Here is a 25,600-nt window from a genome sequence, read left to right as displayed (position 1 = left end):
GGCCGCTCACCCGCAGCAGCCGCGGCCGGTACGGCGCGTCCGCCGCCACCGTGGCAGCGTCATGCGGAGTGGTCGCCCCAGCAGCCGGATCGTCTGACGTCGGCTCGGAACCCTGGCGGACGTCATACGAGTCGGTCGCCTCAGCAGCCAGATCGTCTGACGTCCGGTCGGGGTCGTCGGCTCCGGCCGGGACGTCATACGGGTCGGTCGCCCCAGCAACCGGATCGTCTGACGTCGGCTCGGAACCCTGGCGGACGTCATGCGAGTCGGTCGCCCCAGCAGCCGGATCGTCTGACGTCTCACCCGGGCCACCGTCACCGTCACCAGGCGCGCCACCCTCGGGCGGCTCGGGAGGGAGCTCGTCCTCGCCCAGCACCCGGTCGAGCAGCTCCTCGTCGAGGCCGGGGGCGTCGAAGGGGTTGCGGCGGCGCCGGTGCGGCAGTGCGAGCAGCGCGGCCCGGTGGATGTCCGCCCGGGTGACCTCGTCGCGTCCCGCCCAGGCCGCATGGGCGACGGCGGTTCGCGCCGTGACGATGTCGGCGCGCAGCCCGTCGACCTCGAACGCCGCGCACACCTCGGCGATCTTGAGCAGCGCGGGCTCGCCGAGCCGGACCTTCCCGACCCGCTCCCGGGCATCCTCGAGCCGGGCCGTCAGCGCGGCGTCAGCGGCCCGGTAGCGCTCGGCGAAGGCGGCCGGCTCGGCGTCGAAGGCCATCCGCCGGCGGACGACCTCGGCCCGCAGCGCGGGCTCGCGGGGCGCCGCCACCTCGACGGTCAGCCCGAACCGGTCGAGCAGCTGCGGGCGCAGCTCACCCTCCTCGGGGTTCATGGTGCCGACGAGCACGAACCGGGCGGCGTACGCCACCGACACACCGTCGCGCTCGACGGTGACGCGGCCCATGGCGGCGGCGTCGAGCAGCAGGTCGACGAGGTGGTCGTGGAGCAGGTTGACCTCGTCGACGTAGAGCAGGCCGCGGTGGGCGCGGGCGAGCAGGCCGGGCTCGTACTCCACCTTGCCGTGCGACAGCGCGCGCTCCAGGTGCAGCGAGCCGACGACGCGGTCCTCGGTGGCGCCGACCGGCAGCTCGACCAGACGCACGGGCCGGGTGACGGTCGAGGCATCGGCGAACGGGCCGTCGGGTGAGACGGCGGCCGGGTCGGCCGGGTCGATGGAGAACCGGTCGCCGTCGTACACCTCGATGGGCGGCAGCACCGTGGCCAGCCCGCGCACGGTCGTGGACTTGGCCGTGCCCTTCTCGCCCCGGACGAGCACGCCCCCGATGTCGGGCGAGACCGCGGTCAGCACGAGGGCGAGCCCCATGTCGTCGAGCGCGTCGGCGTCGCAGCCGAGGACGGCAGAGAAGGGGTAGGAAACTGGCATGTGAGGCTCCCGCTCGCTTCGCCATGGAATGGACGGGCGCGAGGCCGGTCTTCGGACTTGCCGGGTCCCCTCCGTGGAGGGGCCCGGTTCACCGCAGCGGGCCTGTGCCGGAATCTCACCGGCTTCCCAGATTCTCCCCGCCGGCCGTCCCCACCGTTTCCGATGGCTGGGCCGTTGGGGCACCTCGTGCCTTGTGCGCGTCACGATAGCGTCTGCCCGCGTGATCACGGTGGTGGGTATCGGCGCGGACGGTTGGGACGGCGTGTCGGAGGTCGGCCGGGCCTGGGTCGGGAGCGCCCGGGTGGTGCTGGGCGGTCGCCGCCACCTCGACCTCCTCCCGGACATCCCCGGCCAGCGGAGGATGCCATGGCCCTCGCCGCTGCGGGAGCGCCTACCGGCGCTGCCGGACTCCCTCGGTGACGCCCCGGAGGGGCACGTGGTCGCCCTCGCCTCCGGCGATCCGCTGGTCTCCGGGATCGCCACGACCCTCGTCGACCTGCTCGGCCGTGACGAGGTGAGGATCGTCCCGACCGTCTCGTCGGTGGCGCTGGCGCGAGCGGCCATGCGCTGGCCCGCGGAGAGCCACGGCGTGGTGAGCGTGGTGGGCCGCGACGTGTCGCTCGTACGCCGCGAGCTCGCCCCCGGACGCCGGATCCTGGTCCTCTCCTCCGACGAGCACACCCCGCGGCAGGTGGCCTCCCTCCTGGTCGAGGAGGGGTACGGCGACAGCGAGCTGACCGTGCTGGGCGACCTCGGCGGACCGTCGCAGAGCACGTTCCTGTGCGACAAGGCGCTCGTCCTGACCGGCCAGGACTTCGACCTGCCGCGGCTCAACGTCGTCGCGATCGACGCCGTCGGCCCCCACCGCGGCGGCTGGGTCGCCGGGCTGCCCGACGACGTCTTCGAGCACGACGGCCAGCTCACCAAGCGGGACCTGCGCGCCAGCGCGCTCGCGCGGCTCGCGCCCACGCCCGGTGAGCACCTCTGGGACGTCGGCGCGGGCGCCGGCTCCGTCGGCATCGAGTGGCTGCGCGCCCATCCGTCCTGCACCGCCACCGCCGTCGAGGCGGACGCCGAACGAGCAGCCCGGATCGCCCGCAACGCCTCCCGGCTCGGCGTTCCCGGTCTGCAGGTCGTCCACGGCCGGGCGCCCGCGGCGCTGGCCGGACTCCCGGCGCCCGACGCGGTCTTCGTGGGCGGCGGGGCGACCCGCGAGGGGGTGGTCGAGACGTGCCTGGCGGCCCTGCGCCCGGGCGGCCGGCTCGTCGTCCACGGCGTCACCCTCGAGACCGAGCAGCTCCTGGGCCGCCTCTACGCCGAGCACGGCGGCGAGCTCACCCGGATCGCCGTCGAGACCGCCGCGCCGATCGGGACGTTCACCGGATGGACGCCGGCGCGCGCGGTCACCCAGTGGGCACTCACCGTGTGACGGAGCGGTCCCGTCCCGCGTCGTAGAGGTAGGACTCCCCGCCGCAGCGTGGCTCGAGCGCCCGGCCGACGAGGATGACCGCCGCCTGTCGCAGCCCCGCCCGCTCGACCGCGTCGGCGATCGTGGCGACGGTGCCGTGCAGCACCTGCTCGTCGGGCTGGCTGGCTCGGTGGACGACGGCGACCGGGCAGTCGGCGCCGTACTCCGGCTCCAGCTCCGCCATCAGCGCCCGGGTGCGGGTGATCGCCAGGTGGAGCACCAGCGTCGCCCTCGTCGCGGCGAAGGCCGCCAGCGACTCGGTCTCCGGCATGGCCGTCGAGCGCGCCTGGGTGCGAGTGAGCACGACGGACTGCGCGACCAGCGGGACCGTCAGCTCCTTCCGGAGCAGCGCCGCCGCGGCGGCGTACGCCGGCACGCCGGGCGTCACGTCCCAGGGCACGCCCGCCGCGTCGAGCCGCCGGGTCTGCTCGGCGAGGGCGGAGTAGACCGACAGGTCGCCCGACGCGAGCCGCACGACGTCGCGCCCGGCACGGTGCGCCGTGACGAGCCGGTCGGTGATCGCGTCCAGGTCGAGGTGCTGGGTGTCGACGAGCTCGGCGTCCGGGCTGACGTGGGCGAGCACCTCGCGGTCGAGGTAGGTGCCGGGGTAGAGCACGACGTCCGCCGCGGCGAGCAGCCGCGTCGCCCGCACCGTCAGCAGGTCGGCCGCCCCGGGACCGGCGCCGACGAAGTGCACCGTCACCGTACGAACCTCGGCGTCCACACGCCGGCAGCGCTCACCCGGGTGCTCTCCGCCCCCACGATGAGCAGGCACGACATGTCGATGGTGGCCGGGTCGAGCTCGGCCAGCGTGGTGACCGTCAGCGACTCCTCGGCGCGGCCGACATCGCGTCCGACCACCACCACCGTGTCGGGCTTGCGGTGCTCCAGCAGCACCCGCTGTGCGGTCGCGACCTGCTCGGTGCGGGAGCGGGAGGCGGGGTTGTAGATCGCGAGCACGAGGTCGGCCTCGGCCACCGCCCGCAGCCGCCGCTCGACGACGTGCCACGGCTTGAGCCGGTCCGAGAGGCTCATCACCGCGAAGTCGGCCCCGATGGGTGCGCCGGCGCGGGCCGCGACCGCCTGGACGGCGCTCACGCCCGGGAGCACGCGGATCGCGACGCCGGCGTACGCCGGATCCTCAGCCGCCTCGAAGACCGCGGCCGCCATCCCGAAGACCCCGGCGTCGCCGCCGGAGACGACCGCCACCCGCTCCCCCGCCTTCGCGAGCTCGAGGGCCGCCCGGGCGCGGTCGACCTCGACGGTGTTGCCCGACGCATGCCGGGTCAGCCCCGGGCGCTGCGGCACCCGCGCGACGTACGGCCCGTAGCCGACCACGTGGTCGACGTCGGCGAGCGCGGCGGACGCCTCGGGCGTGAGCCAGTCCTCCGGCCCCGGCCCGAGGCCGACGACCAGCAGCTCCGCCGCCCCCTGCTCGTGGACCTCGACGGCCGCGGGCTGCGGGTCACGGGCACGCAGCCGGTCGGCGCTCGGCCGGTGGGCGGTGTCGCCGGGCACGACGATCAGCGAGAAGTAGGGCACCGAGTCGGCGTCCACGTCGGCGACGGGCAGCCACCGCTCGTCGGCCTGCGAGGCCCGCTCGACGTACCACGCGCCCTCGAGCCGACCCGCCTGCGCGAGCGCCGAGCGCACCGCCGGGAACGTGCGGCCGAGCTTCATGATCACCGCCGCCTCGGTGTCGGCCAGCCGCCGGGCCAGCTCCGGCTCGGGCAGCGTGCCGGGCAGGACGGTGAGCACGTCGGTCTGTCGCACGAGCGGCCCGGAGCTGCCGGCGATGGCGGCGGTCGCCGCGGCGAAGGCCGGGACGCCCGGGACGACCTCGGTCTCGTAGACCTCCTTGAACCGGTCGTGGAGGTACATCGAGGAGCCGTAGAAGAGCGGGTCGCCCTCGGCGAGCAGCACGACGTCCCGACCGGCGTCGAGGTGGGCGGCGAGCCGGACGGCGCACGACTCGTAGAACTCCGCCATCGCTCCGACGTAGCCGCCCGGGTGGTCGGTGGTGCCGGTCGTGACCGGGTAGCGCAGCTCCTCCTCGACCGCGGTCGCCGGGATCAGGTCGGCCGCGATGCGGCGCGCGTGCGACTCCTTGCGCACGCCGGCGTGGTACGCCACGACCGCGGCGTCGCCGATCATCCGGGCGGCCTTGATCGTGACCAGGTCCGGGTCGCCCGGACCGATGCCGACGACGGAGAAGCGGCCTGTCATTCTTCCTCCTGGGCCAGCGCGTTGAGGGCCGACGACGTCATCGCGGAGCCACCGCGACGACCGCGGACGGTGACGTACGGCAGGTCGATGCCGTGCTCGGCCGCGAGGTCCACGAGGGCCTGCTTGGACTCGGCGGCGCCGATGAACCCCACCGGGCAGCCGACGATCGCCGCGGGGCGTGGGGCACCGGCGAGGATCATCTCGAGCAGGTGGAACAACGCCGTCGGGGCGTTGCCGATCGCCACGACGGCCCCCTCGAGCCGGGGCTCCCACAGGGAGACCGCGGCGGCGGTGCGGGTGGTGCGCCACGCCCGGGCCAGGTCGGGGACGCGCGGGTCGTTGAGCAGGCACAGGACGTCGTTGCCCTGCGGCAGCCGGCTGCGCGTGACCCCGGTGGCGACCATGGTGGCGTCACACAGGATCGGCGCACCGGACTCCAGCGCCGTCCGCGCCGCGCCGACCAGGCGCGGGTGGACGACGAGGTCGTCGGCCAGGTCGACCTGGCCGCTGCCGTGGATCATCCGCACGGCCAGCTTCTCCGCGTCGGCCGGGATCCGCCGCAGGTCCGCCTCGCGGCGGATCGTGGCGAAGGAGTCGAGGTAGATCTCGGGCCCAGAGTCGACGTACTCGTAGCGGCGAGGCGGACGGCGCAGGCTGGTCGTGTAGCCGGTCGTGTGGCCGGTCATCGGCTCTCCTCGGGGACGAGCACGCCGCGCCACGGCGTGACGACCAGGTGGTCGACCTCCGCGGTCAGTGCGTCGACGGCACCGCGGTCCAGGCCGGCCTCGCCGACGGGGACGTGGCGGCCGCCCGGCACAGGGCCGTAGCGCAGCGCGGACGCCGGCTCGGGCAGGCGGGGATCGGGGCGACCGACCGCGACGAGGGGCCCAGCGAGCTCGGACACGTGCCAGGGCGCTGCCGGCCCGCTCCCTCGGTGTACGACGAACTCGTACGCCAGTTGGGCGATCCGGACTGCCGCCCGTGCGATCGGCACGACCGGGCCCCATCCGGCACCCACCCGGAGCTGCGCCGAGATCGAGTCGAGCGCGACCAGCCCGAGGTCGCAGGAGCGGGTCACGAGGTCGCCGCGCCCGTCGTCCAGCACGAACAGGAAGCGGCCCGGCAACGCGGCGAGGGCCGGCTCGGCGCACAGCGCGGCATCGAGCGCGGCCGCCACCGGCCGCAGGTCGGCGCGACCGCCGGCCAGGCCGCTCTGCGGGGACACCATCACGTTGCGCACCAGCTCGTGGGTCCGCGTCGGCAGCAGACCGGTCGCCTCCAGCGCGGCGAGCGCGTCCGGCGCCAGCCGCCCGTCGCGACCGGGGAGGCCGCGCACCTGGAGGTTGGTCCGCGACGTGACGTGGACCCGGCCGTCGCCGTACTCCTCGGCAGTCGCGACCAGGGACCGCAGTGCCGCCGAGGACACGCGTCCTCCGACGAGGCGGAGCCGGACGAGGAGGCCGTCCTCGGCCTGCCACGGGCGCAGAACGCCGGGGCATCGATCGGGGCGCGTACGGGTGCCTGCCACTGCTGGCCCTATCTGGTCAGGGACCCTGTCGCGGGGTCCGCGTTCGACCTGGCGACGGTCGTCACCAGTGCCAGCAGGTCTTCGGACTCGGGATCAACCGGTGCGAGGCGCCTTCCCAGAGCTCTCGCTCCAGTGGCATGCCGCCCCGCCCGTCACCCTCACCGCTGCGCGTCAGTCCCGGACTCTCACCGGGTTCCCTGACTCCGAGGCACGGAGTACGACTGGCCCGCGCAGCCTAGCGCGACCCTCTCGAACGGGTCGCGGTCAGGCCAGCGCCGCTGCGACCTTCGTCGCCGTCTCCTTCGCCGACGCGGGGTTCTGCCCGGTGACGAGGTTCCCGTCGACCACGGCGTACGACACGAAGGGCAGCGTGGCCTTCCGGTAGTCGGCGCCGCGCTTCTTCAGCTCCTCCTCGCCGTTGTAGGGGACGAGCTTGTCCACACGGGCGAGCACCTCCTCCGTCCAGGCGAAGCCGGTCATCGTGCGGCCCGCGACGAGGTGGCTGCCGTCGGAGAGCCGGGTGTTGAGCAGGCCGCAGTAGCCATGGCACACCGACGACACGACCCCGCCACGCTCGAAGATCTCCCGGGTGATGCGCTGAAGGCCCTCACTGTCGGGGAAGTCGTACATCACGCCATGGCCGCCGGTGAAGTAGATGGCGTCATAGTCAGCGGCGACGATCTGGTCGGGGCTGGCTGTGTCCTCCAACAGCGCCATCCTGGCCGGGTCGGCCCGCCACGCCTTCGCGGTCTTCTCGTAGCTGGGGAACTTCAGCGCCCTCGGCTCGAGCGGCACCGCTCCCCCGGCCGGGCTGACGAGGGTCTGCTCGAAGCCGTGCTCCTCGAAGACCTGCCAGGCATGGGTCAGCTCCGAGAGCCACAGCCCGGTCGGATGCGACGGATCGTCGTAGTGACCGACGTTGGTGACGACGTTCAGGATGCGCTTGGCCATGCTTCGATCTTCGCGCGGTCGGGAAAGACATGGAACCCTCTTGCACCCGCGCAGCGCAGGTGGTGGCTGGCGAGCCGCGGCCTGCGCGTCGGACCCCGAAGGGTGCGGCGACGCGCGATAGCGTCGCCGTCCGTGAGAACCACGATGATCCTCGCGGCGGCCACGTTGACCGCCGTCACGGGCTGCAGCTCGAGCACCGGCCGGTCCGCGGAGCCTGCCGGCGAGCCGAACCCCACCGCGGCAGCCGCGACCAGCTCCAGCTCGAGCGGCGAGCCGGAGGCCGACGAGAGCGAGCAGACGCCCGCCGCGACCCCGACCGCGCCAACCGCGCAGCCTCGGCCGACCGCGAAGATCGGCGGGACGCTCCACGTCATGGATCCCGCGCTCTACGAGACCGTCCCCGGCACGCAGCTCGAGCCCCACGATGGCGACGAGTGGAGCGAAGAGTGCTACGGCGTCGCCGCGGCCGACGGGCTGGCCGTCGGCACCGGGGTCCGGATCACCGACGTCGACGGCACGACGGTCGCGCGTGGAGAGATCGTCGCGGCGTACGGCAGCCCGAAGGACGCCGTCCGGCTGAGCCCGCGCTGCCTGCTCGAATGGTCCGCCCGGATCCCGACCGACGAGGACGGCCTGCTGCGCGCGGAGTTCGGCGACACCGGCACGGCCACCAACGAGTTCACGCTCGCGCAGGCGACCGACGAGGCCCCCGCGCTGGACGTCTTCCTCGGCGACCAGTGACCGACGCGACCTCGGCGGCGTACGGCGTCCGCGCGACCTCCGGCACGCCCTGCCGGAGGCGTCAGAGGACCGCCAGAAGGGCGCGGCAGGCGTCCTCGCATCGCCGGCAGACGTCGGCGCAGATCCGGCAGTGCTCGTGCATCTCGGCATGGCGAGCGCATTCGTCACCGCAGGCCTTGCAGGCGGTCGCGCACGCTTCGAGGATGGCCCTGGTCAGGCTCGCGTCGTAGCCGGTGTGCCGGGACAGCGCTTTGCCCGTGGCGAGGCAGATGTCCGCACAGTCCAGGTCGGTGCGAATGCAGGTGGTCAGCTCGGCGACCATGTCCTCGCTGAGACAGGCATCCGCACAGGCGGTGCACACTTGGGCGCACTCGAAGCACGCGGCGATGCAGTCGGCCAGCTTGTCCTCGTCGATGCCGCCCAGGTCCTTGGGGTAGGCCTCGAGCATCTGCCTGTGTGCCACGGCGGTCCTCCGGTCCCTGACGCAGGTCGTCGATGAGGTGAGGCAGCTCGGTGGCGCCTCACCTGGCCTGTACCGAGGCGGCGGGAGAGCATGCGCCGGCGCAGTGACATCGGCTCCTCCGGCGCCGCCGTACGGCCGATCTGTGCTACCGAGCCCGCTCGCGGCGATCGGCTGCGTCTGTTTGCGGCGCGAGGCCGGCGGGTATGACGCAACGCAACGAGGAGCTTGAGAAGCGGGCCCCCCGTCCTTCTGGATGAAGCGAGGGCCGCACCATGCTCCAGCAACCGATCTTCTTCTCCGAGTCCAGCGACGACACCCTCGTCGCTCCCCCACTCTGCGGGCTGGTGACGGTTCCGGCTCTCGTGAGCCAGGTGACCGCGTGGTGCGCCAGGCCGGACGCCCCGGCTCACCTGGTCATCGACCTGTCCGGGGTCGTGACGCTGGACCCGGGCACGCTGCGTGCCCTCGCCTGGGCCGGGCAGCACTGCGCGTCGCAGGGCAAGACCCTCGGCGTCCGGCTGGCGTCGGCCGGGGTGCTCACGCCGGGCGAGGAGGCGTTCCTACGTGACACGTGCCGGGTCGAGAGCGACGCAGTCCCGTCAGCGACCTCCGTCGTACCCGCCTCCTGACCCAGCTCTGAGGTGCAGCGGGGCAGCGGTGCCGCTGCATGTTCGTCGAGGTATGCAGACGAGTTGGCGCTTCCCCTGCGGAACTCCGCATGGGAAGTGCGCGTTCGGCTGCATACCTTGCCGAACATGCGGGCCGGGAGGCACGCACCGATCAGGCGGACAGCGGCATGTCGACCCCCGCCGCGCGGGCAGCGAGCAGCGCGGCGCCGAGTACGGCGGCGTCCGGGCCGAGCTCGCTGAGCCTGACCTCGGGGGGCGTGCGCCAGGCCAGCGCGCCCCGCAACCCCTCCTCGAGCGGCCGCAGCAGGTCCGCACCGGCCTGCGCGAGGCCGCCGCCGAGGACGACCAGATCCGGCTCGATCACCAGCGCGTGGGTCGTGATGCCGCGCACCAGCGCGGCGACGGCGTCGGCCCACACCCGGTCCGCGACCGGATCGTCGCCGAGCCGTGCGTGGATCTCGGCGGCGGATGCCGGTCGTCCCGCGATGCGCTCGTAGCGCCGCGCGAGACCGCCGGCGCTCGCGTACACCTCCAGACAGCCCAGCTGACCGCAGCCGCAGGGCTCGCCGTCGTCGCGGACGGGCACATGGCCGAGCTCGCCGGCTCCGCCCGCGGAGCCCACGACCGGGCGGCCGTCGATGACGACGGTGGCCGCGATGCCCGTGCCGATCGCGATGTGCAGGTAGTCGCGATGGCCCCGGGCGGCACCGAAGCGTCCCTCGGCCTCGCCGGCCGATCGGACGTCGTGCCCGAGGACCACGCGGACCCCGGTCGCCGCGGCGACCCGGTCCCGGAGCGGCAGGTCGCGCCACCCCAGGTTGGAGGCGTAGCCAACGACCCCGCGCTCGCTGTCGACGATCCCGGGGGTCACGACCCCGATCGCGGCCACGGTCAGGCCGTGTCGCGCAGCAGCGGCGGTGAGCAGCTCGGCGGCGGCGACCACGGCCGCGGCGGCCTCCTCGCCGAACCCGGTCGGGTGGACCGACCGCTCGACGATGACCCCGCCAGGACTGACGAGGGCACCCTTGATGGTGGTGCCGCCCACGTCCAGGGCGATCAGTCCGCTCATACGGCACGCACCGCGGCCAGCAGCTGGGCGACCACGACGGGGTCCGTCGTACGCCGCACGCCGAAGCCGACGTCCACGGCCGACTCCACCGCCGGCGCCCGCAGGTGCACGGCCGGCGCGCCGGTCGCGTCGAGGACCCGGCGCACGTTGCCGGGCCGCACTCCGCCACCCACCAGCACCTCGATCCGGCCGGCGGCGTAGGTCACCAGGTCGGCGAGGACGTCGAGGTGGTCGAGCGCCGGACCCGGACGACCGCTGGTCAGGACGGTCCGGACCCCGAGGTCGATCAGCAGGTCGAGCGCGCGTCGCGGGTCCGGCACGGCGTCGAAGGCCTTGTGGCAGGTCGTCGGCGCGTCGCCGCAGGCGGTCAGGAGGCGGTCGAGCGCACGCTCGTCCAGCTCGCCGGTGGGCAGGGAGGCGCCGATGACGAACCCCACGTCACTGGCGCGCAGCAGCTCGATGTCGGCGCACATGACCTCGAGCTCGGCGTCGTCGTACACGAAGTCGCCGGCACGGGGGCGGACCAGGACGCGGTGCTCGAGCGCGGGGGCCTGGGCCAGGGCCGAGGCCACGAACGCCGGCGTCGGCGTGAGACCGCCCTCCCCCAGGCCGGCGCACAGCTCGACGCGGTGGGCGCCCCCGGCCGCGGCGGCGGCCGCGCCCCCGATGTCGTCGATGCAGATCTCGACCAGGGTCATCGCGACATCACCGGCAGCACGGCCGGCACCTCGGCCACCGCGACGTCGGCCGGGGTGTCGAGCCGCTTGCGCAACCAGGCGGCGAACCACGAGATGGAGCCGTTGACGAGGAGGTAGACCAGGGTCACCACCACGTAGGTCTGGATCAGGAGCCGGTTGTACGACGTCAGGACCTGCGCCCGGTAGAGCATCTCCGTGAAGGCCACGACGTAGCCGAGCGAGGTGTCCTTGAGCAGGCTGACGACCTGGCTCACCAGCGACGGCGTGACGTTGCGCAGGGCCTGCGGCAGCACGATCCGCCGGACCACCTGGGCGCGACGCAGGCCGAGGCTGAGCCCCGCCTCGGACTGGCCACGGGGCAGCGTGACGATGCCGGCCCGGACGATCTCCGCGATCGCCGCGGCGTTGGCCACGGTCAGCGGGATCACGAGCTTCCAGAGCACCGAGGGGTTGAACCCGTAGCGCGGCAGGGCGAAGAGCATGACGAAGATGAGCAGCAGCACCGGAACGGTGCGGAAGAGCTCGATGAAGACGACCGCGGGCACCCGCAGGGCCGCGTGCTCACTGGTCCGCGCCACGGCCAGCAGCACGCCGAGGGGGAAGGCCATGACGGCCACCACCCCCGCCGCGAGCACCGTGCCCCGCAGACCGACGAGCAGGTAGCTGATGATGTCGACGTCGAGGAACGGCGTCCACCGCTCGGCGTCGAGCTGGTCGTGCTGGTTGAGCTGCCAGGCCGCGAAGCCCAGCAGCGCGAGGATCGCGAGCGCCGTCACCGCCGTCGCGATGCGGATCCGCCGGCGGGTGACCGGGCCGGGCACGTCGTACAGGAAGCTCATCGGCGCACCGCCACTCGTCGTTCGATTCGGCCGGCCGAGAGGCCGATGGCGAGGGCCAGTGCCATGTAGCACAGACCGACGAAGCCGTAGATCAGGATGGGCTGGGCGGCGCTGTTGTTGAGCTGGTTGGCCGTGTCGGTCAGCTCGGCGACGCCCACGGTCGCGGCCAGCGCGGTGTTCATCAGCAGCGCGATCGCGATGTTCCCGAGCGGCTGGACCACCGCCCGCAGCGCCTGCGGGACGACGATGCGGCGCATGATCTGGTTGAACCGCAGGCCCAGGGCGCGCGCGGCCTCGATCTCGCCGCGCGCGATGGTGTTGACGCCACTGCGGACCGCCTCGGCGACGTACGCGCCCTCGTAGAGCGCCAGCACGATGACGACGGTCGGGGCCAGCGGCAGCACCAGGCCGGCGTCGGGCAGGGCGAAGACGGCGAGGAGCAGGAGCGCCAGCAGCGGCACGTTGAGGAAGTACTGCACGAAGAGGAAGGCGGCGGCGCGCAGGATCGGCACGGGGCTGATCCGGGCGACGGTCACCAGCACGCCGATGACCATGGCGCCGAGTGCGGACACCCCTGCGATGAGCAGGGTCTGCCGTACGGCGGTCAGCAGCTGTTCGCTGTTGGCTGTGATCGCTTCCATGTCGTTCCAGGGGTCCTCTCGCTGCTGGCGCTCCCGTGGCTCAGGAGCCGGGAACCGAGCCGATCTCGGGCGCGTCGGGCGCGTCCTGGCCCGTCACCTCACCGATCGAGTCCTCGAACGCCTGGGCCCACTGGCCCTCCTCCTGGATCTTCGTCAGCCACTCGTTGACGAAGGTCTTGAAGTCCGGGTCGTTCGGCGGAAGGCCGATGCCGTACGGCTCAGCCGTCAGCGCGCCGGTGGCCAGCTCGATGTCGTCGTTGGTGGCGGCGTCGGTCGCGAGCAGGAGGTAGTCCTGGACGTAGGCGACGCCTCGGCCCTGGGCGAGGGCCTGGATGGCCTGCGGGTCGGTGTCGAAGGTGACCAGCTCGGCGTCGGGCACCTCCTCCTTGACGTAGTCGACGGCCGGGGTGTTCGCACCCACGATGACCTGCTTGCCCGCGAGGTCGTCGATGCTGTCGATGCCCTCGGGGTTGCCCTTCGGCACGGCGATCGCGAGGCCGGAGAGGAAGTACGGGCCGGCGAACTGGATCTGCTGCGCCCGCTCCTCGGTGATCGTGTAGGTGTTGAACACGACGTCGACGGTCTCGTTCTGGAGCATCGCCTCACGGGTCTGCGACGCCGGCGGGACGATCTTCACCTTCGGCTCGCCGATGATGTAGGTCGCCAGCAGCTTCGCGAGGGTGATGTCGAAGCCCTCGACCTCGTCGGGGTCGGTCGGGTTCTGCTGCGAGAGCAGCGGCGCGTCGAGCGCGGCGGCGACGACGAGCTCACCCCGCTCCTTGATCTCCGCCATCGTCGAGCCCTCGGGCAGCGACTCGGCGACGGGGGCGTCGGCGAAGATGCCGGTCGCCTTCGAGCCGGACTCGTCGGCCGAGTCCGACCCTCCGCCGCACGCGGCGAGGATCAGGCTCAGAGCGGCGACGGGAGCCGCCGCAGCGGCGCGCCAGCGTCGGGTGGGTGCCATGGATGGTTCCTTTCGGTGGTGCATCAGTGGTGGGACATAACCGAGTCGAGGAAGGCGCGGGCCCGCTCGGAGCGGGGGTTGACGAAGAACTCGTCGGGTGGGGCGATCTCGACGATCTCGCCGTGGTCCATGAACACGACCCTGTCGGCGGCCCGGCGGGCGAAGCCCATCTCGTGGGTCACCACCACCATGGTCATGCCCTCGCGGGCGAGGTCGGCCATCACCTCGAGGACCTCGTTGATCATCTCCGGGTCGAGGGCGGAGGTCGGCTCGTCGAAGAGCATGACCTTGGGCCGCATCGCCAGTGCCCTGGCGATCGCCACTCGCTGCTGCTGGCCGCCGGAGAGCTGGGCCGGGCGCCGCTGGGCCTTGTCGGCGAGCCCGACCCGCTCGAGCAGCTCCATGGCGGTCTGGCGAGCCGCGGACTTCGACGTACGGCGGACCAGCGTCGGGGCCATCGCCACGTTGTCCAGCACGCTCAGGTGAGAGAACAGGTTGAAGGACTGGAACACCATGCCGACGTCGGCACGCACGCGGGCCAGTGCCCGGCCTTCGAGCGGCAGGGGCTCACCGTCGATCTCGATGGTGCCGCCGTCGATCCGCTCGAGGCCGTTGATGGTCCGGCACAGCGTGCTCTTGCCCGATCCGGAGGGGCCGACGATCACGACGACCTCGCGCGGCGCCACGTCCAGGTCGATGCCGCGCAGCGCCTGGAAGTCGCCGAACGACTTGCTCACCTGGTGCAGTCGCACGATGGGGTCGCTCACGGAAATCCTCCTCAAAGCCTTGGTGACGGCGAACCTAACCGATAACGTTCGGCACGAGAATGGATTTGATTCCTGCAGTTTCGAACTAATTCGTCGACCTAACCGAAGGGCGGTGGACCGCCAGTGAGCCGTCACGGCAGAGACGTCCTGGAGCTCGTGCGCACCGGAGCAGCCGCCTCGCGGGCGGACATCGCGCGCATCACCGGCATGTCGCCGTCGACCGCGTCGACCCGGGTGGACGGCCTGATCCGCCGGGGCCTGCTGGTCGAGCACGAGGCCGCGGGTGAGGCGCGGGCCGGCCGCAGGCCGCGGCGCCTCGCGCTCGCCCCCGGCCTGGGCAGCGTCGCGTGCATCGACCTCGGTGTCAGCCGTGCGGTCGTGCATGTCGACGACATCGCGGGCGGCCACCGCGCCGAGCTCGACGCCGACCTGGACGTCGCCACCGGTCCTGAGGCGGTCCTCGAACGGCTCCGCGAACCGCTGGAGGAGCTCCTCGCCGGACGGCCGGCACTCCAGGCCCTCTGCCTGGGCGTGCCCGGGCCGGTCGGCGCGGGCCGGGACCGCGTGGTCGCGCCTGCTCGGATGCCGGGATGGAACGGCTCCGACGTCGCCGGACTGGCGCAGAAGCTGTTCGACGTACCCGTGGTCGTCGAGAACGACGCCAACCTGATCGCGCTCGGCGAGAACGACCGCCGTGCCGAGCCCCACGGCGACCTCGTCGTGGTGACCGTCGACGCCGGCATCGGATGCGGCTTCATCGTCGGCGGACGGCTCTACCGGGGTGCCGACGGGATGGCCGGGGACATCAGCCACACCGTCGTGCCCGGTGGGCCCGACGTGCCGTGCTCGTGCGGCCGATCCGGCTGCCTCGACGTCGTGGCGAGCGGCTCCGCCCTCGTGGCCGAGCTGCGCCGCAGCGGCGGCACCGCTTCCACGCCCGACGAGCTGGTCGCCCTCGCCCACGACGGCGATCCGCTGGCCACCCGCCTGCTGCGCGAGGCCGGGCAGCGCGTCGGCAACGTGCTGGCCACCGTGGTCAGCTTCCTCAACCCGACCGACCTCGTCCTCACCGGGCCGCTCGCGGACGCGCCTGCGTTCCTGTCGGCGGTGCGGTCCAGCGTGTACGACGCCTGCCTGCCCGCCACGACCGCCTCGCTGGAGGTCTCCTCGATCCCCGACACCGCGGCGGCCACCGCGCACGGCGGCCTGGCGCTGGCCGGCGCGGCGGCGTTCGAGCGCGGCGCGATCGCCGACCAGGTCGGCCGATGATCCTCACCGGCCCCGTCCTGCTGGACGCCACCGAGGCCACCGCCGGCGCCGACTGGCTGCGGATCGAGGCCGGCGTGATCGCCGAGCTCGGGCGGGGCCGGCCACCCGGTCCTGTCGTCGACCTCGGCGAGGGCTGGCTGGTGCCCGGCTTCGTCGACATGCACGTGCACGGCGGCGGCGGCGCGTCGTTCCAGACCGACGACCCCGCCGACCCCGACGACGCGGTCGCCTTCCACCGGGCCCACGGCACCACGACCCTGCTGGCCAGCCTCGTCAGCGCGCCCCTCGACGAGCTCGTCGCGGCCGTACGCCGGCTGGCGGACGCGACCGCCGCCGGGCTGATCGCCGGGGTCCATCTCGAGGGGCCCTGGCTCGCCGCGTCCCGGGCGGGCGCGCACGCGCCGGAGGCGCTGACCACGCCTGCGCCCGCCGACGTCCACCGGCTGCTGGAGTCCGGCCCGGTCCGGATGGTCACCCTGGCGCCGGAGCTGCCGGGCGCCGCGGCGGCGATCCGGCTCCTGCGCGCGCACGGCGTGACGGTCGCCGTCGGCCACACCGCCGCCACCTATGACGAGACGCTCGCCGCGGTCGCGGCCGGCGCGACGGTCGGCACCCACCTGTTCAACGCCATGGCGCCCCTGCACCACCGCGCGCCCGGGCCCGCGCTGGCGCTGCTGGAGGACCCCTCCGTCGTCGTGGAGCTCGTGGTCGACGGCGTCCACCTGCACCCGGCGCTCACCCGCTGGGTCCTGGCGACCGCGCCGGGCCGGGTCGCGCTGGTCACCGACGCCATCTCCGCGACCGGATGCTGCGACGGCACCTACCGGCTGGGCAGCCTCGACGTGAGCGTCGTCGACGGCGCGCCGCGCCTGGCCGGCACCGACACGATCGCCGGAAGCGTGCTCACCATGGACGCCGCCGTCCGCAACGCGGTGGCCGGCGGCAGCGCTCTGCGGCTGGTCATCGCCGCCGCGACGGCGACGCCGGCGCGGGCCCTGGGTCTGCACGACCGCGGTTCCCTCACCGTCGGCCACCGGGCCGATCTGGTGCACCTCTCCCCCGAGCTGACTGTCCGGCGCACCTGGGTCGCCGGCGAGGAGGTCTGATGGAAGTCGTCCCGCTCTGCCACGCCGACGAGGTGGGTGCGCTCGCCGCCGACCTGGTCGAGGATCTGGTGCGCCGCACGCCGCGGGCGGTGCTGGGCCTCGCGACCGGGTCGAGCCCGCTGCGGGCCTACCAGGAGCTCATCGCCCGGCACCGGGCCGGCCGCGGGCCGTCGTACGACGAGGTCCGCGCGTTCACGCTCGACGAGTACGTCGGGCTGCCGGCGGGTGACCCGCGCAGCTACCGCGCCACCATCGCCGCGGAGCTCACCGACGACCTCGGCCTGCCCGCCGAGCGGGTGGTCGGGCCCGATGGGGACCCTGCCGGCCTGCCGAGCGCCGGGGAGCGGTTCGAGCGCCAGGTGCGCGATGCCGGGGGCGTGGACCTGCAGTTCCTCGGGATCGGGACCGACGGCCACCTCGCCTTCAACGAGCCCGGCTCCTCTCTCTCGTCGCGGACGCGGGTCAAGACGCTCACCCGGCGCACCCGCGAGGACAACGCGCGCTTCTTCGACAGCGTCGACGAGGTGCCGCGCCATGTCGTGACCCAGGGTCTCGGCACCATCCTGGAAGCCCGGCACCTGCTCCTGCTGGCCACGGGCGAGGCCAAGGCCGAGGCGGTGGCGGCGGCGGTCGAGGGCCCGGTCAGCGCGTCGTGCCCGGCGTCGGTGCTGCAGCTGCACCCCCGGGTGACCGTCATCCTCGACGCGGCAGCCGCGTCCCACCTGCGGGCGCTCGACTACTACCGCGAGGTCTACGAAGGGAAGCCGGCATGGCAGCGACCGGGCGCGTGATCCCCCACGGGAGGCCCCGCGTCGCGATCGCGGGCCTGGGCATCGAGTCCAGCACGTTCTCCCCCGCGCGCACGGAGGCGGCCGCCTTCCACCCGGTGCGCGGGGAGGAGATCCTCCACCGCTACGACACCTTCCTCGGTCCCGGCTCACACCTGCGGGAGGCCGCCGAGTGGCACCCGGCGCTCGTGGGCAAGGCGCTGCCGGGTGGGATCGTCACCGCCGAGGCCTTCGCCGCGCTCACGGACGAGATCATCGACCGCCTCGCGGCGATGCCGCCTGTGGACGGTCTCTGGTACGACATCCACGGCGCGATGACGGTCGAGGGCGTCGAGGACGCCGAGCTGGTCCTGCTCCGCCGCATCCGCGCGGTGGTCGGACCGGAGGTGCTGATCTCGACCACCATGGACCTCCACGGCAACGTGAGCCGGGAGCTCGCCCACCTCACCGACCTCATCACCTGCTTCCGGATGGCGCCACACGAGGACGAGCTGGAGACCAAGGAGCGCGGCGTACGCAACCTCGTCGACCGGCTCCACTCCGGCGCCGGCCGCCCGCTGAAGGCGTGGATCCCCGTGCCCGTGCTGCTGCCCGGCGAGAAGACCTCCACGCGGATCGACCCCGCCAAGCGGGTCTACGCCGAGGTGTACGACGCCGCCGCGCAGCCCGGCGTGCTCGACGCGGCCCTGTGGGTGGGCTACCCGTGGGCCGACGAGGCCCGCAACCGAGCGGTCACCGTGGTCACCGGCGACGACGAGCACGCCGTCGTCGCCCAGGCGGAGCGGATCGCCCGGTCGTTCTGGGAGGCGGCGCCCGACTTCGCCTTCGTCGGCCCGACCGCGACGCTCGCCGAGGCGGTCGAGGCCGCGCTCGGGTCGGCCCGGCGACCGTTCTTCATCAGCGACAGCGGTGACAACCCCACGGCCGGCGGTTCCGGCGACGTCACCTGGACGCTGGCCCGGCTGCTCGCCGACCCGGAGGTCACCGACCCCGCCCGCACGGTCATCTACGCCTCGATCCCAGGCCCGGCGGCGGTCGACGCCGCCGTCGCGGCAGGCGTCGGGTCGACGGTGACGGTCACCGCGGGCGCCGCGGTCGACGCCGTCCACGAGGGTCCGGTGACGTTCACCGGGGTGGTGCACGCCATCCGCCACGGCGACCGCGACGCCGAGACGGAGGTCGTCATCCGTGTCGGCGGCCTCCACGTGATCGTGACCGGGCTGCGCAAGCCGTACCACCTGGAGCGCGACTTCACCGAGCTGGACCTGCGACCGCGCGCCGCGGACATCGTGATCGTGAAGATCGGCTATCTCGAGCCGGAGCTGCACGACATGGCCGCCGACTGGATCCTGGCGCTCACGCCCGGCGGCGTGGACCAGGACATCCTCCGGCTCGGCCATCGCCGCATCCGTCGGCCCATGGTGCCCTTCGACCCGCCCACCTTCGACCCGGACCTGTCGGCGCGGCTGATCCCGGCCTCCACCGACGCTCTCGAGGGTCCCGACGAGTAGAGGCGGAGGCGCGCAGTCCGTCTGGCTGGCCCACGGCCGCGTTGACGGGGCCGCCCGGGCCACTCATCATCGTGAGTGTCAGGGGGTCGTGGCGGCACGATGCCCGAGAGCCGTCGGGAGGTCGCCATGGGAGTGCCCACCCTGGCCAGGCTCGCCGGTGATCGGGGGCGCGCGGTGCTGGCGGGCACGGGTGACGCCGACGAGGTGATCGAGGCCTGCACCGGCGCGCTGCGCCCGCACTCGCTGGCCGTGCACCAGGCCGGCGGCCGGCTCGCGACGTGCCTCACGCACGTGCCACTCCAGGACGTCTCGGTCAACCTGCTGCGCTACGGCGCCGCGGTGACGGTGAGCTCGGGCGACGGGGTGCTCGACGACTACCTCCTCACGCTCCCGATCGCCGGCGCCGCGAGGTTCCGGTACGGCGGCGCGGAGGCCGTCGCCACGCCGGACCGAGGGGTCATCATCGGACCCCACCGCGAGTTCGAGTTCACCTTCGACGAGGCGTGGGACCAAGTCGTCGTCCGGCTCGACCGCGCCCGTGTCGAGTCGGTGGCTGCGACCCTCACGGGCGAGGTCGGCCCGGTCCACTTCGAGGTCGCCCTGGCCGACGGCATCACCGGCGTGGAGGGGCTGCTGGAGTCCGCGGTCAGCCTGGTCGACTCCGCCGCTGCCAGCCGACGCCCGCAACTGCTGTGGCAGCTCGAACAGCTGCTCATCGAGACCCTGCTCCTCTCCCAGCCGAACAACAAGACAGCGCCGGTCGGCGGTGCCGGCGGCCACCCGCTCTCCCCCCGGGTCCGCCAGGCGATGGACGTCATGCTCGACCGGCTCGCTGAGCCGATGACCGTCACAGCCGTGGCGCAGGCCTGCGGGACGACGCCGCGCAGCCTGCAGGCCGCCTTCCGCAAGGAGCTGGGCACCTCGCCGGTGCAATGGCTGCGGGCCCAGCGACTCGAGCGCGCGCATGCCCTGCTGCACAGCGGTGCGCCCGGCCTCTCCGTGACCGACGTGGCGTACTCCTGCGGCTTCTTCCACCTCGGCGAGTTCGGCGCCGCGTTCCGCGCACGCTACGGCGTCACACCCTCCTCGGTGCTCGCCTCGCGTCGCTGAGCCGTCGCGTGCCGTCGCAATTCCGAGTGTCGGGCTGCGGACTTTCGATATCGGTGTGGCTGCCGTCACAGTGATCGTGGAGGCATGCGGATCGCCTTCCTCCAGATCGCCAGTCCCGACGACGAGTCGGTCCACGACCGGCTCGAGCGTGTCAACGGCATGGTGCTCGCTGAGCGTGCCTTGCAGGACACGGACCTCGTGGTCCTGCCGGAGATGTGGACGGCCGGCTACTTCTCCTTCGAGCAGTACGCCGAGCGTGCCGAGCCCTTCGAGGGCCCGACGCTGACCGCGGCCCGCAACTGGGCCAGGGTGCACCGGACCTTCGTCCACCTCGGCAGCTTCGTCGAGACAGACGACGCCGGCCGCCTGCACAACACCTCCGTCGTCCTCGACCCCGACGGCGGCGTCGCGACCCGGTATCGCAAGGTCCACCTGTTCGGCTACGGCTCGCGGGAGTCCGAGCTGCTCACGCCCGGCGACAGCGTCGGGGTCGGCCCTGTCGCCGACCAGCCGACCGGCATCACGACGTGCTACGACCTGCGCTTCCCGGAGCTGTTCCGGACCCTGGTTGACGAGGGCGCCGAGCAATTCGTGGTCTGCGCTGCCTGGCCGGCCGCGCGACTCGAGCACTGGCGGCTGTTCACCTCGGTGCGCGCCGTGGAGCAGCAGGTCAACCTGCTGGCCTGCAATGCCGTCGGCGAGCAGCAGGGGGTCGCCCTCGGTGGCCACAGCCGCGCGGTCGCCCCCACCGGTGAGGTGCTCGTGGAGGCCGGCGCCGACGAGGGATTCACCTACGCCGAACTTGACCCCGGACTCCCGTCCCGGTTCCGCACCGAGTTCCCCGCTCTGGCCGACCGCCGTTGGACGGCCGTTCCCACCCCCACCAAGGAGTACACATGACCGACACTGCGACGCGCCTGCGGCTCGACACCGTCGACGGTGCCGAGGTCGAGATCGCCCCGACCCACCTCGTCGTCGCCGGCTACACCGGCCGCGACCTGGCGGCGGTCCGCCACCACATCGACGAGCTCGCCGCCATCGGTGTGCCCGAGCCGGAGACCATCCCTGCCTTCTACCCCATCGACGTCGACCTGATCACGACCGGCGCGGAGGTCGAGGTCGGCGGCACCGCCACCTCCGGCGAGGTCGAGCCCGTCCTGATCCGTGCGAACGGCACCTACTACCTGACCGTCGGATCGGACCACACCGACCGCGAGATGGAGACCGTGGGAATCCACCTCTCCAAGGCCGCCTGCCCCAAGCCGATCGCGTCGACCGTGATCGAGCTCGGCGACCCGCCGTCCCTGGTCGACTGGGACGAGATCGTCGTCCGGAGCTGGGTCGACGGCGAGCTGTACCAGGAGGGCACGCTGGATGCGATGCGCCCGATCGTCGAGGTCCTCGCCGAGTGGGACCAGATCAACGGCAGCTCCGACGTCGCCCTCGTCCTCTTCGGCGGCACCCGCCCCCTGCTCGACGGCACCTTCCGCTACGGCCGCCACTGGCGCATGCAGCTCCAGGTCCCGGGCCGCGACCCCATCGAACTCTCCTACTCCGTGAACGTGAGGAACCCCTGATGCGCACCAGCACCGACTACCTGAAGTCGCTGTCCGACGGCCGCACCGTCATCGTCGACGGGCAGCCGGTCGACGACGTCGCGAGCCACCCAGCGTTCGCCCCGATCGCCCGCACCGTCGGCGAGCTCTTCGACCTCGCCGCCGACCCGGCCAACGGCATGCAGGTCACCGACGAGGTGACCGGCGCCGCCGTCAACCGCATGTTCGTCGCGCCCCGCAGTGCCGAGGATCTCGCGGCCTGGCGCGCCGCCGCTCAGGTCTGGGCCGATCACACCAACGGCTGGGTGGGCCGCTCCCCCGACCACGTCGGCGCGTTCGTCGCGGCGTTCTCCCAGCACCCCGAGGCCTTCGCCCACGAGGCCCACGCACACAACCTGGCCGAGAACGTGCGGGCCTTCCACCGCCGGCTTCTCGCGGACGACCTCTACGTCTCCTACGCGATCATCCCGCCCCAGGTCTCCCGCGCCACCACCGCGCACGCCTGGGACGGCGACTTCATCCAGGTCGGGGTGAAGGAAGAGCGCGAGGACGGCATCGTCGTCCGCGGTGCCCAGATGCTCGCGACCGGTGGTGCCGTCGCCGACGAGATCCTGGTCTCCTGCATCAAGCCGCTCACGCCCGAGGACGCCGACTTCGCGATCTCGTTCACGGTGCCGGTCGCCACCGCGGGCCTGAAGCTCTACTGCCGCCGGCCCTACGCCACGGGCACGACCAGTGACTTCGACTACCCGCTCTCCTCGCGCTACGACGAGACCGATGCGCTGCTGGTGTTCGACGACGTCTTCATCCCGTGGAAGGACGTGTTTGTCTACAAGGACGTCCCGGGGCTGCGTCGGCAGTTCTTCGACACCGGCGCCCACGTCCTCGGCAACTTCCAGGCGCAGGTCCGGTTCGCCACGAAGCTCCGCTTCCTCGCCGGCATCGCCCGCAAGGTGGCCGCCGTCAACGGCGTCGACAAGTTCCCCGGCGTGGTCGAGAAGCTCGGCGAGCTGGCCAGCCTGGTCTCCGTCGTCGAGTCGGCCCTCCACGCCGCCCAGTTCACCGCGGCCGCCGACGAGCAGGGCCTGTTCCGGCCCGGCGCCCAGTCGCTGTACGCCGCGATGGGCCTGCAGGCCGAGCTGCACCCGCGGGTCATCGGCATCCTTCGGGAGCTGGTCGGCGGTGGCGTGCTCCAGGTGCCGTCGTCGGTCGCCGAGCTGGTCAACGCCGAGACCGAGCAGGACATGGAGCGCTACGTCTCCAGCCCCGGTGTCTCCTCCGTGGATCGGGTCAAGCTCTTCAAGCTCGCCTGGGACGCCATCGGCAGCGAGTTCGCCGGCCGCCACCAGAGCTACGAGCTGTTCTACTCCGGCGCCCCCTTCGTCGTGAAGGGCTACGCCTTCCGCAACTACGACTACGACCGCACCGTCGCCGCCGTCGAGGAGTTCCTCGGGTCCTACGGCGTCAGCGAGCCGGCCGGCCGCGAGGAGGCCGCGCGATGAGCAAGCCCGAGATCGAGTTCACCCCGATCACCGACGTCGAGTACACGCTCTGCCCGGGCGACAACCCGCTCATCAAGGAGCGCATCCTCGCCAGCGATCCCGTGGGCGGTGTCGCCACGCGCATCCTGCGCTACGAGCCGGGCGCCGACTCGACCCCGCTGGGCGTCCAGCGCCACGATTTCTGGGAGGAGGTCTACATCATCGAGGGGTCCTTCCACGACCTCACCCTCGACAAGACCTTCACCGCCGGCGAGTTCGCCTGCCGACCGCCGGGCATGCCGCACGGCCCCTGGCGCACTGACGAGGGCGTCACCACGTACGAAGTGCGCTACCACGCACGCAGCGAGGACTGACGGAGATGAGCGCGATGACCGCACCACTGGTCGACCCCATGGCCATGCGCCAGGCGATGGGTCGCTTCGCCACCGGCGTGGCCGTCATCACGACCGAAGAGGACGGCAGGCCGCACGGGATGACCGTCAACTCCCTCACCTCGGTCTCGCTCGAGCCGCCGCTGCTGCTCGTGTGCTTCAACCACGGCGCCCGCACCGCGGAGGCCGCGGTGTCGTCGGGCAGGTTCGTGGTCAACATCCTCTCCAAGCGCCAGCAGGCGATCGCGTTGCGGTTCGCGGCGCGCGGCGAAGACCACTTCGCCGGTCTCGACCTCGACTACGCAGGGCACCGGGTGCCCGTCGTACCGCAGGCGTTGGCCCACCTGGAGTGCGACGTGGAGCGGGTCGTCGAGGCCGGGGACCACACGATCGTCCTCGGCGCCGTTCTCGGCGCCACCATGCGCGAGGGCGAGCCGCTCGGGTTCTACGGCGGCAAGTTCAGCGACATCCAGCAGCACGGGCACGAGCCCGAGCACTGGTTCTTCTAGACGTCCCTCGGGACGTGTGCCTCGGCCGTTGCGGCAACAACGGCCGAGGCGTGGTCAGCGGACACCCACCCGTCAGGAGAGCATCATGTCCAACTCAACCCTCGATCAACCTAGCAAGGAAGGCGGTCCGGGCCCCCGCCGCACGGAGCGTCGCGGGCACACCAGCCTCCCGGTCATCGCCGCGTCGAGCCTGGCTGGCACCGCCGTGGAGTGGTACGACTTCTTCCTCTACGGGACCGCCGCGGCGCTGGTCTTCCCCGCCCTGTTCTTCCCCGACTCCGACCCGCTGATGGGCACGGTGCTGGCCTTCGCAACCTACGCCGTGGGCTTCGTCGCCCGGCCGGTCGGCGCGGTCGTGCTCGGCCACTACGGCGACCGCCGCGGCCGGCGAGCGACCCTCATCGCGAGCCTGCTGCTGATGGGCGTGGCGACCTTCCTCATCGCCTTGCTCCCGACCTACGGCGCGATCGGGATCCTGGCACCGATCCTGCTGGTGTTCCTGCGCCTCGTCCAGGGGTTCGCGCTCGGTGGCGAGTGGGGCGGAGCGGTGCTCCTGGTCTCCGAGCACGGCGACTCCACCCGGCGCGCGTTCTTCGCCTCGTGGCCCAACGTGGGACCACCGCTGGGCAACCTGATGGCCGCCGGTGTGCTGGCAGTGCTCGGCGCCACGCTTCCCAGCGACGCGTTCGAGTCGTGGGGCTGGCGCATCGCCTTCGCGCTGTCTGCCCTCCTCGTCGTCATCGGGCTCTTCCTGCGGCTCTACGTCACCGAGACCCCGATGTTCGAGCAGGCGCAGAAGGAGGCCGAGCGGGCGCCCAAGGGCCTGCCGGCTGGCGTCGTCGTCACCCAGCACTGGCGCATGGTCCTGCTCGCCGCCGCCACCCGCTTCGGTGAGAACGCCGGCTTCTACATCTACTCGCTGTTCGTGATCACCTATGTCACCAAGATGCTCGAGCTCGACAAGTCCGTGGCGCTGACCGCGGTGATGATCGGGCAGGGTGTCGCGGTGGTCGCGATCCCGCTGATCGCGATGCTGGCCGACCGGATCGGCCGGCGTCCGGTCTATCTGTTCGCCTCGATCGCCACGATCGTGTGGGCCTTCGTCTTCTTCGGCCTGCTGGACACCAAGAACTCGGGCCTGATCATCGTGGCCGTCGCCGGCGGGCTGTTCATCTTCGCCGCGTTCAGCGCGGTGATCGGCGCCTTCTTCGCCGAGCTCTTCCCGACCGAGGTCCGCTACTCCGGTGTCTCCCTGGCCTACAACCTCGCGTCGGTGCTCGCCGGGTCGCTGGCGCCGATCATCGCGATCTGGCTCTACGCGAAGTTCGACACCGGCTTTGCGATCGGCGCCTACCTCGCCGCGATGGGCGTGGTCTCCCTGCTCGCCTCCCTGATCGCGAAGGAGACCCGCGCTACCGACCTCGCCATCGTCGGGAAGGACTGAACGGCGCTCGGCCGGGACCAGACGCTCGGGCACCGCCGTCGGAGACGGCGGTGCCCGAGGCACGTCACG

The 25,600-nt window shown here is 72.8% G+C and carries 27 protein-coding genes and 2 riboswitches; of the genes, 14 read left to right on the top strand and 13 right to left on the bottom strand.

Annotated elements, in window-relative coordinates:
• The coding region (locus VGE38_RS14325; protein WP_331143228.1) for a magnesium chelatase ATPase subunit I at positions 1 to 1,381 on the bottom strand (1,381 nt) is incomplete at its 3' end.
• A gap of 25 nt (positions 1,382 to 1,406) precedes the next feature.
• Positions 1,407 to 1,546, bottom strand: a riboswitch (cobalamin riboswitch).
• A gap of 55 nt (positions 1,547 to 1,601) precedes the next feature.
• Here VGE38_RS14325 and cbiE point away from each other — a divergent pair.
• Positions 1,602 to 2,810, top strand: a complete 1,209-nt coding sequence (gene cbiE / locus VGE38_RS14320; RefSeq protein WP_331143227.1) for a precorrin-6y C5,15-methyltransferase (decarboxylating) subunit CbiE — start codon at positions 1,602 to 1,604, stop codon at positions 2,808 to 2,810.
• Here the strand turns inward: cbiE and cobM are convergent.
• The 5 genes from cobM to VGE38_RS14295 form a co-directional block, all read right to left on the bottom strand.
• Entirely contained in the window at positions 2,800 to 3,552 is a 753-nt protein-coding gene (gene cobM / locus VGE38_RS14315; protein ID WP_331143226.1) for a precorrin-4 C(11)-methyltransferase, read from the bottom strand. The two genes, cbiE and cobM, sit on opposite strands and share 11 nt — an antisense overlap.
• Complete coding sequence (gene cobJ / locus VGE38_RS14310) at positions 3,549 to 5,075, bottom strand: precorrin-3B C(17)-methyltransferase (protein ID WP_331143225.1); 1,527 nt, start codon at positions 5,073 to 5,075, stop codon at positions 3,549 to 3,551. Before cobJ ends, cobM begins: the two co-directional genes overlap by 4 nt.
• Positions 5,072 to 5,761: a precorrin-8X methylmutase gene (locus VGE38_RS14305; protein ID WP_331143224.1), complete on the bottom strand. Its 690-nt coding sequence runs from the start codon at positions 5,759 to 5,761 to the stop codon at positions 5,072 to 5,074. Before VGE38_RS14305 ends, cobJ begins: the two co-directional genes overlap by 4 nt.
• Positions 5,758 to 6,603 carry a ferredoxin-like domain-containing protein gene (locus tag VGE38_RS14300; protein WP_331143223.1) on the bottom strand — a complete coding sequence of 282 codons (846 nt, stop codon included), beginning with the start codon at positions 6,601 to 6,603 and terminating at the stop codon, positions 5,758 to 5,760. The genes VGE38_RS14305 and VGE38_RS14300 overlap by 4 nt, the downstream gene beginning before the upstream one ends.
• Positions 6,604 to 6,658: 55 nt before the next feature.
• Positions 6,659 to 6,844, bottom strand: a riboswitch (cobalamin riboswitch).
• Positions 6,845 to 6,867: 23 nt separating this feature from the next.
• Positions 6,868 to 7,554, bottom strand: coding sequence for a type 1 glutamine amidotransferase domain-containing protein (locus VGE38_RS14295; RefSeq protein ID WP_331143222.1), 687 nt, complete (start codon positions 7,552 to 7,554; stop codon positions 6,868 to 6,870).
• Positions 7,555 to 7,686: 132 nt separating this feature from the next.
• Between VGE38_RS14295 and VGE38_RS14290 the strand changes: the two genes are divergently transcribed.
• Positions 7,687 to 8,295, top strand: coding sequence for a hypothetical protein (locus VGE38_RS14290; RefSeq protein ID WP_331143221.1), 609 nt, complete (start codon positions 7,687 to 7,689; stop codon positions 8,293 to 8,295).
• A 61-nt stretch (positions 8,296 to 8,356) separates the two neighbouring features.
• Here the strand turns inward: VGE38_RS14290 and VGE38_RS14285 are convergent, their stop codons facing one another.
• The gene (locus tag VGE38_RS14285; protein WP_331143220.1) at positions 8,357 to 8,743 is read right to left on the bottom strand and encodes a four-helix bundle copper-binding protein; all 387 of its coding nucleotides are present in this window, start codon (positions 8,741 to 8,743) and stop codon (positions 8,357 to 8,359) included.
• 287 nt (positions 8,744 to 9,030) lie between these two features.
• Here VGE38_RS14285 and VGE38_RS14280 point away from each other — a divergent pair, with 287 nt between their 5' ends.
• Positions 9,031 to 9,387, top strand: a complete 357-nt coding sequence (locus VGE38_RS14280) for a hypothetical protein (RefSeq protein WP_331143219.1) — start codon at positions 9,031 to 9,033, stop codon at positions 9,385 to 9,387.
• Positions 9,388 to 9,538: 151 nt separating this feature from the next.
• Here VGE38_RS14280 and VGE38_RS14275 read toward each other — a convergent pair whose 3' ends face one another.
• From VGE38_RS14275 to VGE38_RS14250, 6 genes are read right to left on the bottom strand one after another with little or no spacing between them, the layout of a single operon-like run.
• Entirely contained in the window at positions 9,539 to 10,456 is a 918-nt protein-coding gene (locus VGE38_RS14275) for an ROK family protein (RefSeq protein ID WP_331143218.1), read from the bottom strand.
• Complete coding sequence (locus tag VGE38_RS14270) at positions 10,453 to 11,154, bottom strand: copper homeostasis protein CutC (protein ID WP_331143217.1); 702 nt, start codon at positions 11,152 to 11,154, stop codon at positions 10,453 to 10,455. Before VGE38_RS14270 ends, VGE38_RS14275 begins: the two co-directional genes overlap by 4 nt.
• Positions 11,151 to 11,993, bottom strand: a complete 843-nt coding sequence (locus tag VGE38_RS14265; protein WP_331143216.1) for an amino acid ABC transporter permease — start codon at positions 11,991 to 11,993, stop codon at positions 11,151 to 11,153. The genes VGE38_RS14270 and VGE38_RS14265 overlap by 4 nt, the downstream gene beginning before the upstream one ends.
• A complete protein-coding gene (locus tag VGE38_RS14260; RefSeq protein ID WP_331143215.1) occupies positions 11,990 to 12,634 on the bottom strand; it encodes an amino acid ABC transporter permease in 645 nt (214 codons plus the stop codon). Before VGE38_RS14260 ends, VGE38_RS14265 begins: the two co-directional genes overlap by 4 nt.
• Positions 12,635 to 12,674: 40 nt before the next feature.
• On the bottom strand, positions 12,675 to 13,598 hold the full coding sequence (locus VGE38_RS14255) for a transporter substrate-binding domain-containing protein (RefSeq protein WP_331143214.1): 924 nt from the start codon (positions 13,596 to 13,598) through the stop codon (positions 12,675 to 12,677).
• 23 nt (positions 13,599 to 13,621) lie between these two features.
• Entirely contained in the window at positions 13,622 to 14,365 is a 744-nt protein-coding gene (locus VGE38_RS14250; protein WP_331143213.1) for an amino acid ABC transporter ATP-binding protein, read from the bottom strand.
• Positions 14,366 to 14,488: 123 nt separating this feature from the next.
• Here VGE38_RS14250 and VGE38_RS14245 point away from each other — a divergent pair, with 123 nt between their 5' ends.
• From VGE38_RS14245 to VGE38_RS14195, 11 genes are all read left to right on the top strand, one after another.
• Positions 14,489 to 15,634 (top strand): ROK family transcriptional regulator, encoded by a 1,146-nt coding sequence (locus tag VGE38_RS14245; protein WP_331143212.1) that lies wholly within the window; start codon positions 14,489 to 14,491, stop codon positions 15,632 to 15,634.
• On the top strand, positions 15,631 to 16,740 hold the full coding sequence (locus VGE38_RS14240) for an N-acetylglucosamine-6-phosphate deacetylase (protein ID WP_331143211.1): 1,110 nt from the start codon (positions 15,631 to 15,633) through the stop codon (positions 16,738 to 16,740). Before VGE38_RS14245 ends, VGE38_RS14240 begins: the two co-directional genes overlap by 4 nt.
• Positions 16,740 to 17,531, top strand: coding sequence for a glucosamine-6-phosphate deaminase (gene nagB, locus VGE38_RS14235; RefSeq protein ID WP_331143210.1), 792 nt, complete (start codon positions 16,740 to 16,742; stop codon positions 17,529 to 17,531). The genes VGE38_RS14240 and nagB overlap by 1 nt, the downstream gene beginning before the upstream one ends.
• Positions 17,510 to 19,039: a M81 family metallopeptidase gene (locus VGE38_RS14230; RefSeq protein WP_331143209.1), complete on the top strand. Its 1,530-nt coding sequence runs from the start codon at positions 17,510 to 17,512 to the stop codon at positions 19,037 to 19,039. Before nagB ends, VGE38_RS14230 begins: the two co-directional genes overlap by 22 nt.
• Positions 19,040 to 19,165: 126 nt before the next feature.
• A complete protein-coding gene (locus VGE38_RS14225; protein ID WP_331143208.1) occupies positions 19,166 to 20,149 on the top strand; it encodes an AraC family transcriptional regulator in 984 nt (327 codons plus the stop codon).
• 84 nt (positions 20,150 to 20,233) lie between these two features.
• Positions 20,234 to 21,049, top strand: coding sequence for a carbon-nitrogen family hydrolase (locus VGE38_RS14220; protein WP_331143207.1), 816 nt, complete (start codon positions 20,234 to 20,236; stop codon positions 21,047 to 21,049).
• Positions 21,046 to 21,726, top strand: coding sequence for a DUF2848 family protein (locus VGE38_RS14215; protein WP_331143206.1), 681 nt, complete (start codon positions 21,046 to 21,048; stop codon positions 21,724 to 21,726). The genes VGE38_RS14220 and VGE38_RS14215 overlap by 4 nt, the downstream gene beginning before the upstream one ends.
• Positions 21,726 to 23,207 (top strand): 4-hydroxyphenylacetate 3-hydroxylase family protein, encoded by a 1,482-nt coding sequence (locus tag VGE38_RS14210; protein WP_331143205.1) that lies wholly within the window; start codon positions 21,726 to 21,728, stop codon positions 23,205 to 23,207. The genes VGE38_RS14215 and VGE38_RS14210 overlap by 1 nt, the downstream gene beginning before the upstream one ends.
• The gene (locus VGE38_RS14205) at positions 23,204 to 23,560 is read left to right on the top strand and encodes a cupin domain-containing protein (RefSeq protein WP_331143204.1); all 357 of its coding nucleotides are present in this window, start codon (positions 23,204 to 23,206) and stop codon (positions 23,558 to 23,560) included. The genes VGE38_RS14210 and VGE38_RS14205 overlap by 4 nt, the downstream gene beginning before the upstream one ends.
• A gap of 5 nt (positions 23,561 to 23,565) precedes the next feature.
• On the top strand, positions 23,566 to 24,087 hold the full coding sequence (locus VGE38_RS14200) for a flavin reductase family protein (protein ID WP_331143203.1): 522 nt from the start codon (positions 23,566 to 23,568) through the stop codon (positions 24,085 to 24,087).
• Between the two features lie 85 nt (positions 24,088 to 24,172).
• Entirely contained in the window at positions 24,173 to 25,531 is a 1,359-nt protein-coding gene (locus VGE38_RS14195; RefSeq protein WP_331143202.1) for an MFS transporter, read from the top strand.
• Positions 25,532 to 25,600: the final 69 nt, after the last annotated feature.

It is taken from the genome of Nocardioides sp. (assembly GCF_036405735.1).
In the GTDB taxonomy this organism is placed as follows: Bacteria; Actinomycetota; Actinomycetes; order Propionibacteriales; family Nocardioidaceae; genus Nocardioides.
Note: the sequence above shows the minus strand (reverse complement) of the source record. Positions and strands in the feature narration are given on the sequence as shown.

Excerpts from the sequence above, each read along its gene's own strand:
- VGE38_RS14285 (WP_331143220.1), bottom strand. The coding sequence starts at position 8,743 with ATGCTCGAGGCCTACCCCAAGGACCTGGGCGGCATCGACGAGGACAAG.
- nagB (WP_331143210.1), top strand. The coding sequence starts at position 16,740 with ATGGAAGTCGTCCCGCTCTGCCACGCCGACGAGGTGGGTGCGCTCGCC.
- VGE38_RS14275 (WP_331143218.1), bottom strand. The coding sequence starts at position 10,456 with ATGAGCGGACTGATCGCCCTGGACGTGGGCGGCACCACCATCAAGGGT.
- cobJ (WP_331143225.1), bottom strand. The coding sequence starts at position 5,075 with ATGACAGGCCGCTTCTCCGTCGTCGGCATCGGTCCGGGCGACCCGGAC.
- VGE38_RS14210 (WP_331143205.1), top strand. The coding sequence starts at position 21,726 with ATGCGCACCAGCACCGACTACCTGAAGTCGCTGTCCGACGGCCGCACC.
- VGE38_RS14230 (WP_331143209.1), top strand. The coding sequence starts at position 17,510 with ATGGCAGCGACCGGGCGCGTGATCCCCCACGGGAGGCCCCGCGTCGCG.
- VGE38_RS14225 (WP_331143208.1), top strand. The coding sequence starts at position 19,166 with ATGGGAGTGCCCACCCTGGCCAGGCTCGCCGGTGATCGGGGGCGCGCG.
- VGE38_RS14195 (WP_331143202.1), top strand. The coding sequence starts at position 24,173 with ATGTCCAACTCAACCCTCGATCAACCTAGCAAGGAAGGCGGTCCGGGC.
- VGE38_RS14205 (WP_331143204.1), top strand. The coding sequence starts at position 23,204 with ATGAGCAAGCCCGAGATCGAGTTCACCCCGATCACCGACGTCGAGTAC.
- VGE38_RS14200 (WP_331143203.1), top strand. The coding sequence starts at position 23,566 with ATGAGCGCGATGACCGCACCACTGGTCGACCCCATGGCCATGCGCCAG.
- VGE38_RS14215 (WP_331143206.1), top strand. The coding sequence starts at position 21,046 with ATGACCGACACTGCGACGCGCCTGCGGCTCGACACCGTCGACGGTGCC.
- VGE38_RS14270 (WP_331143217.1), bottom strand. The coding sequence starts at position 11,154 with ATGACCCTGGTCGAGATCTGCATCGACGACATCGGGGGCGCGGCCGCC.
- VGE38_RS14305 (WP_331143224.1), bottom strand. The coding sequence starts at position 5,761 with ATGACCGGCCACACGACCGGCTACACGACCAGCCTGCGCCGTCCGCCT.
- VGE38_RS14265 (WP_331143216.1), bottom strand. The coding sequence starts at position 11,993 with ATGAGCTTCCTGTACGACGTGCCCGGCCCGGTCACCCGCCGGCGGATC.
- VGE38_RS14295 (WP_331143222.1), bottom strand. The coding sequence starts at position 7,554 with ATGGCCAAGCGCATCCTGAACGTCGTCACCAACGTCGGTCACTACGAC.
- VGE38_RS14220 (WP_331143207.1), top strand. The coding sequence starts at position 20,234 with ATGCGGATCGCCTTCCTCCAGATCGCCAGTCCCGACGACGAGTCGGTC.
- VGE38_RS14255 (WP_331143214.1), bottom strand. The coding sequence starts at position 13,598 with ATGGCACCCACCCGACGCTGGCGCGCCGCTGCGGCGGCTCCCGTCGCC.
- VGE38_RS14260 (WP_331143215.1), bottom strand. The coding sequence starts at position 12,634 with ATGGAAGCGATCACAGCCAACAGCGAACAGCTGCTGACCGCCGTACGG.
- VGE38_RS14240 (WP_331143211.1), top strand. The coding sequence starts at position 15,631 with ATGATCCTCACCGGCCCCGTCCTGCTGGACGCCACCGAGGCCACCGCC.
- VGE38_RS14280 (WP_331143219.1), top strand. The coding sequence starts at position 9,031 with ATGCTCCAGCAACCGATCTTCTTCTCCGAGTCCAGCGACGACACCCTC.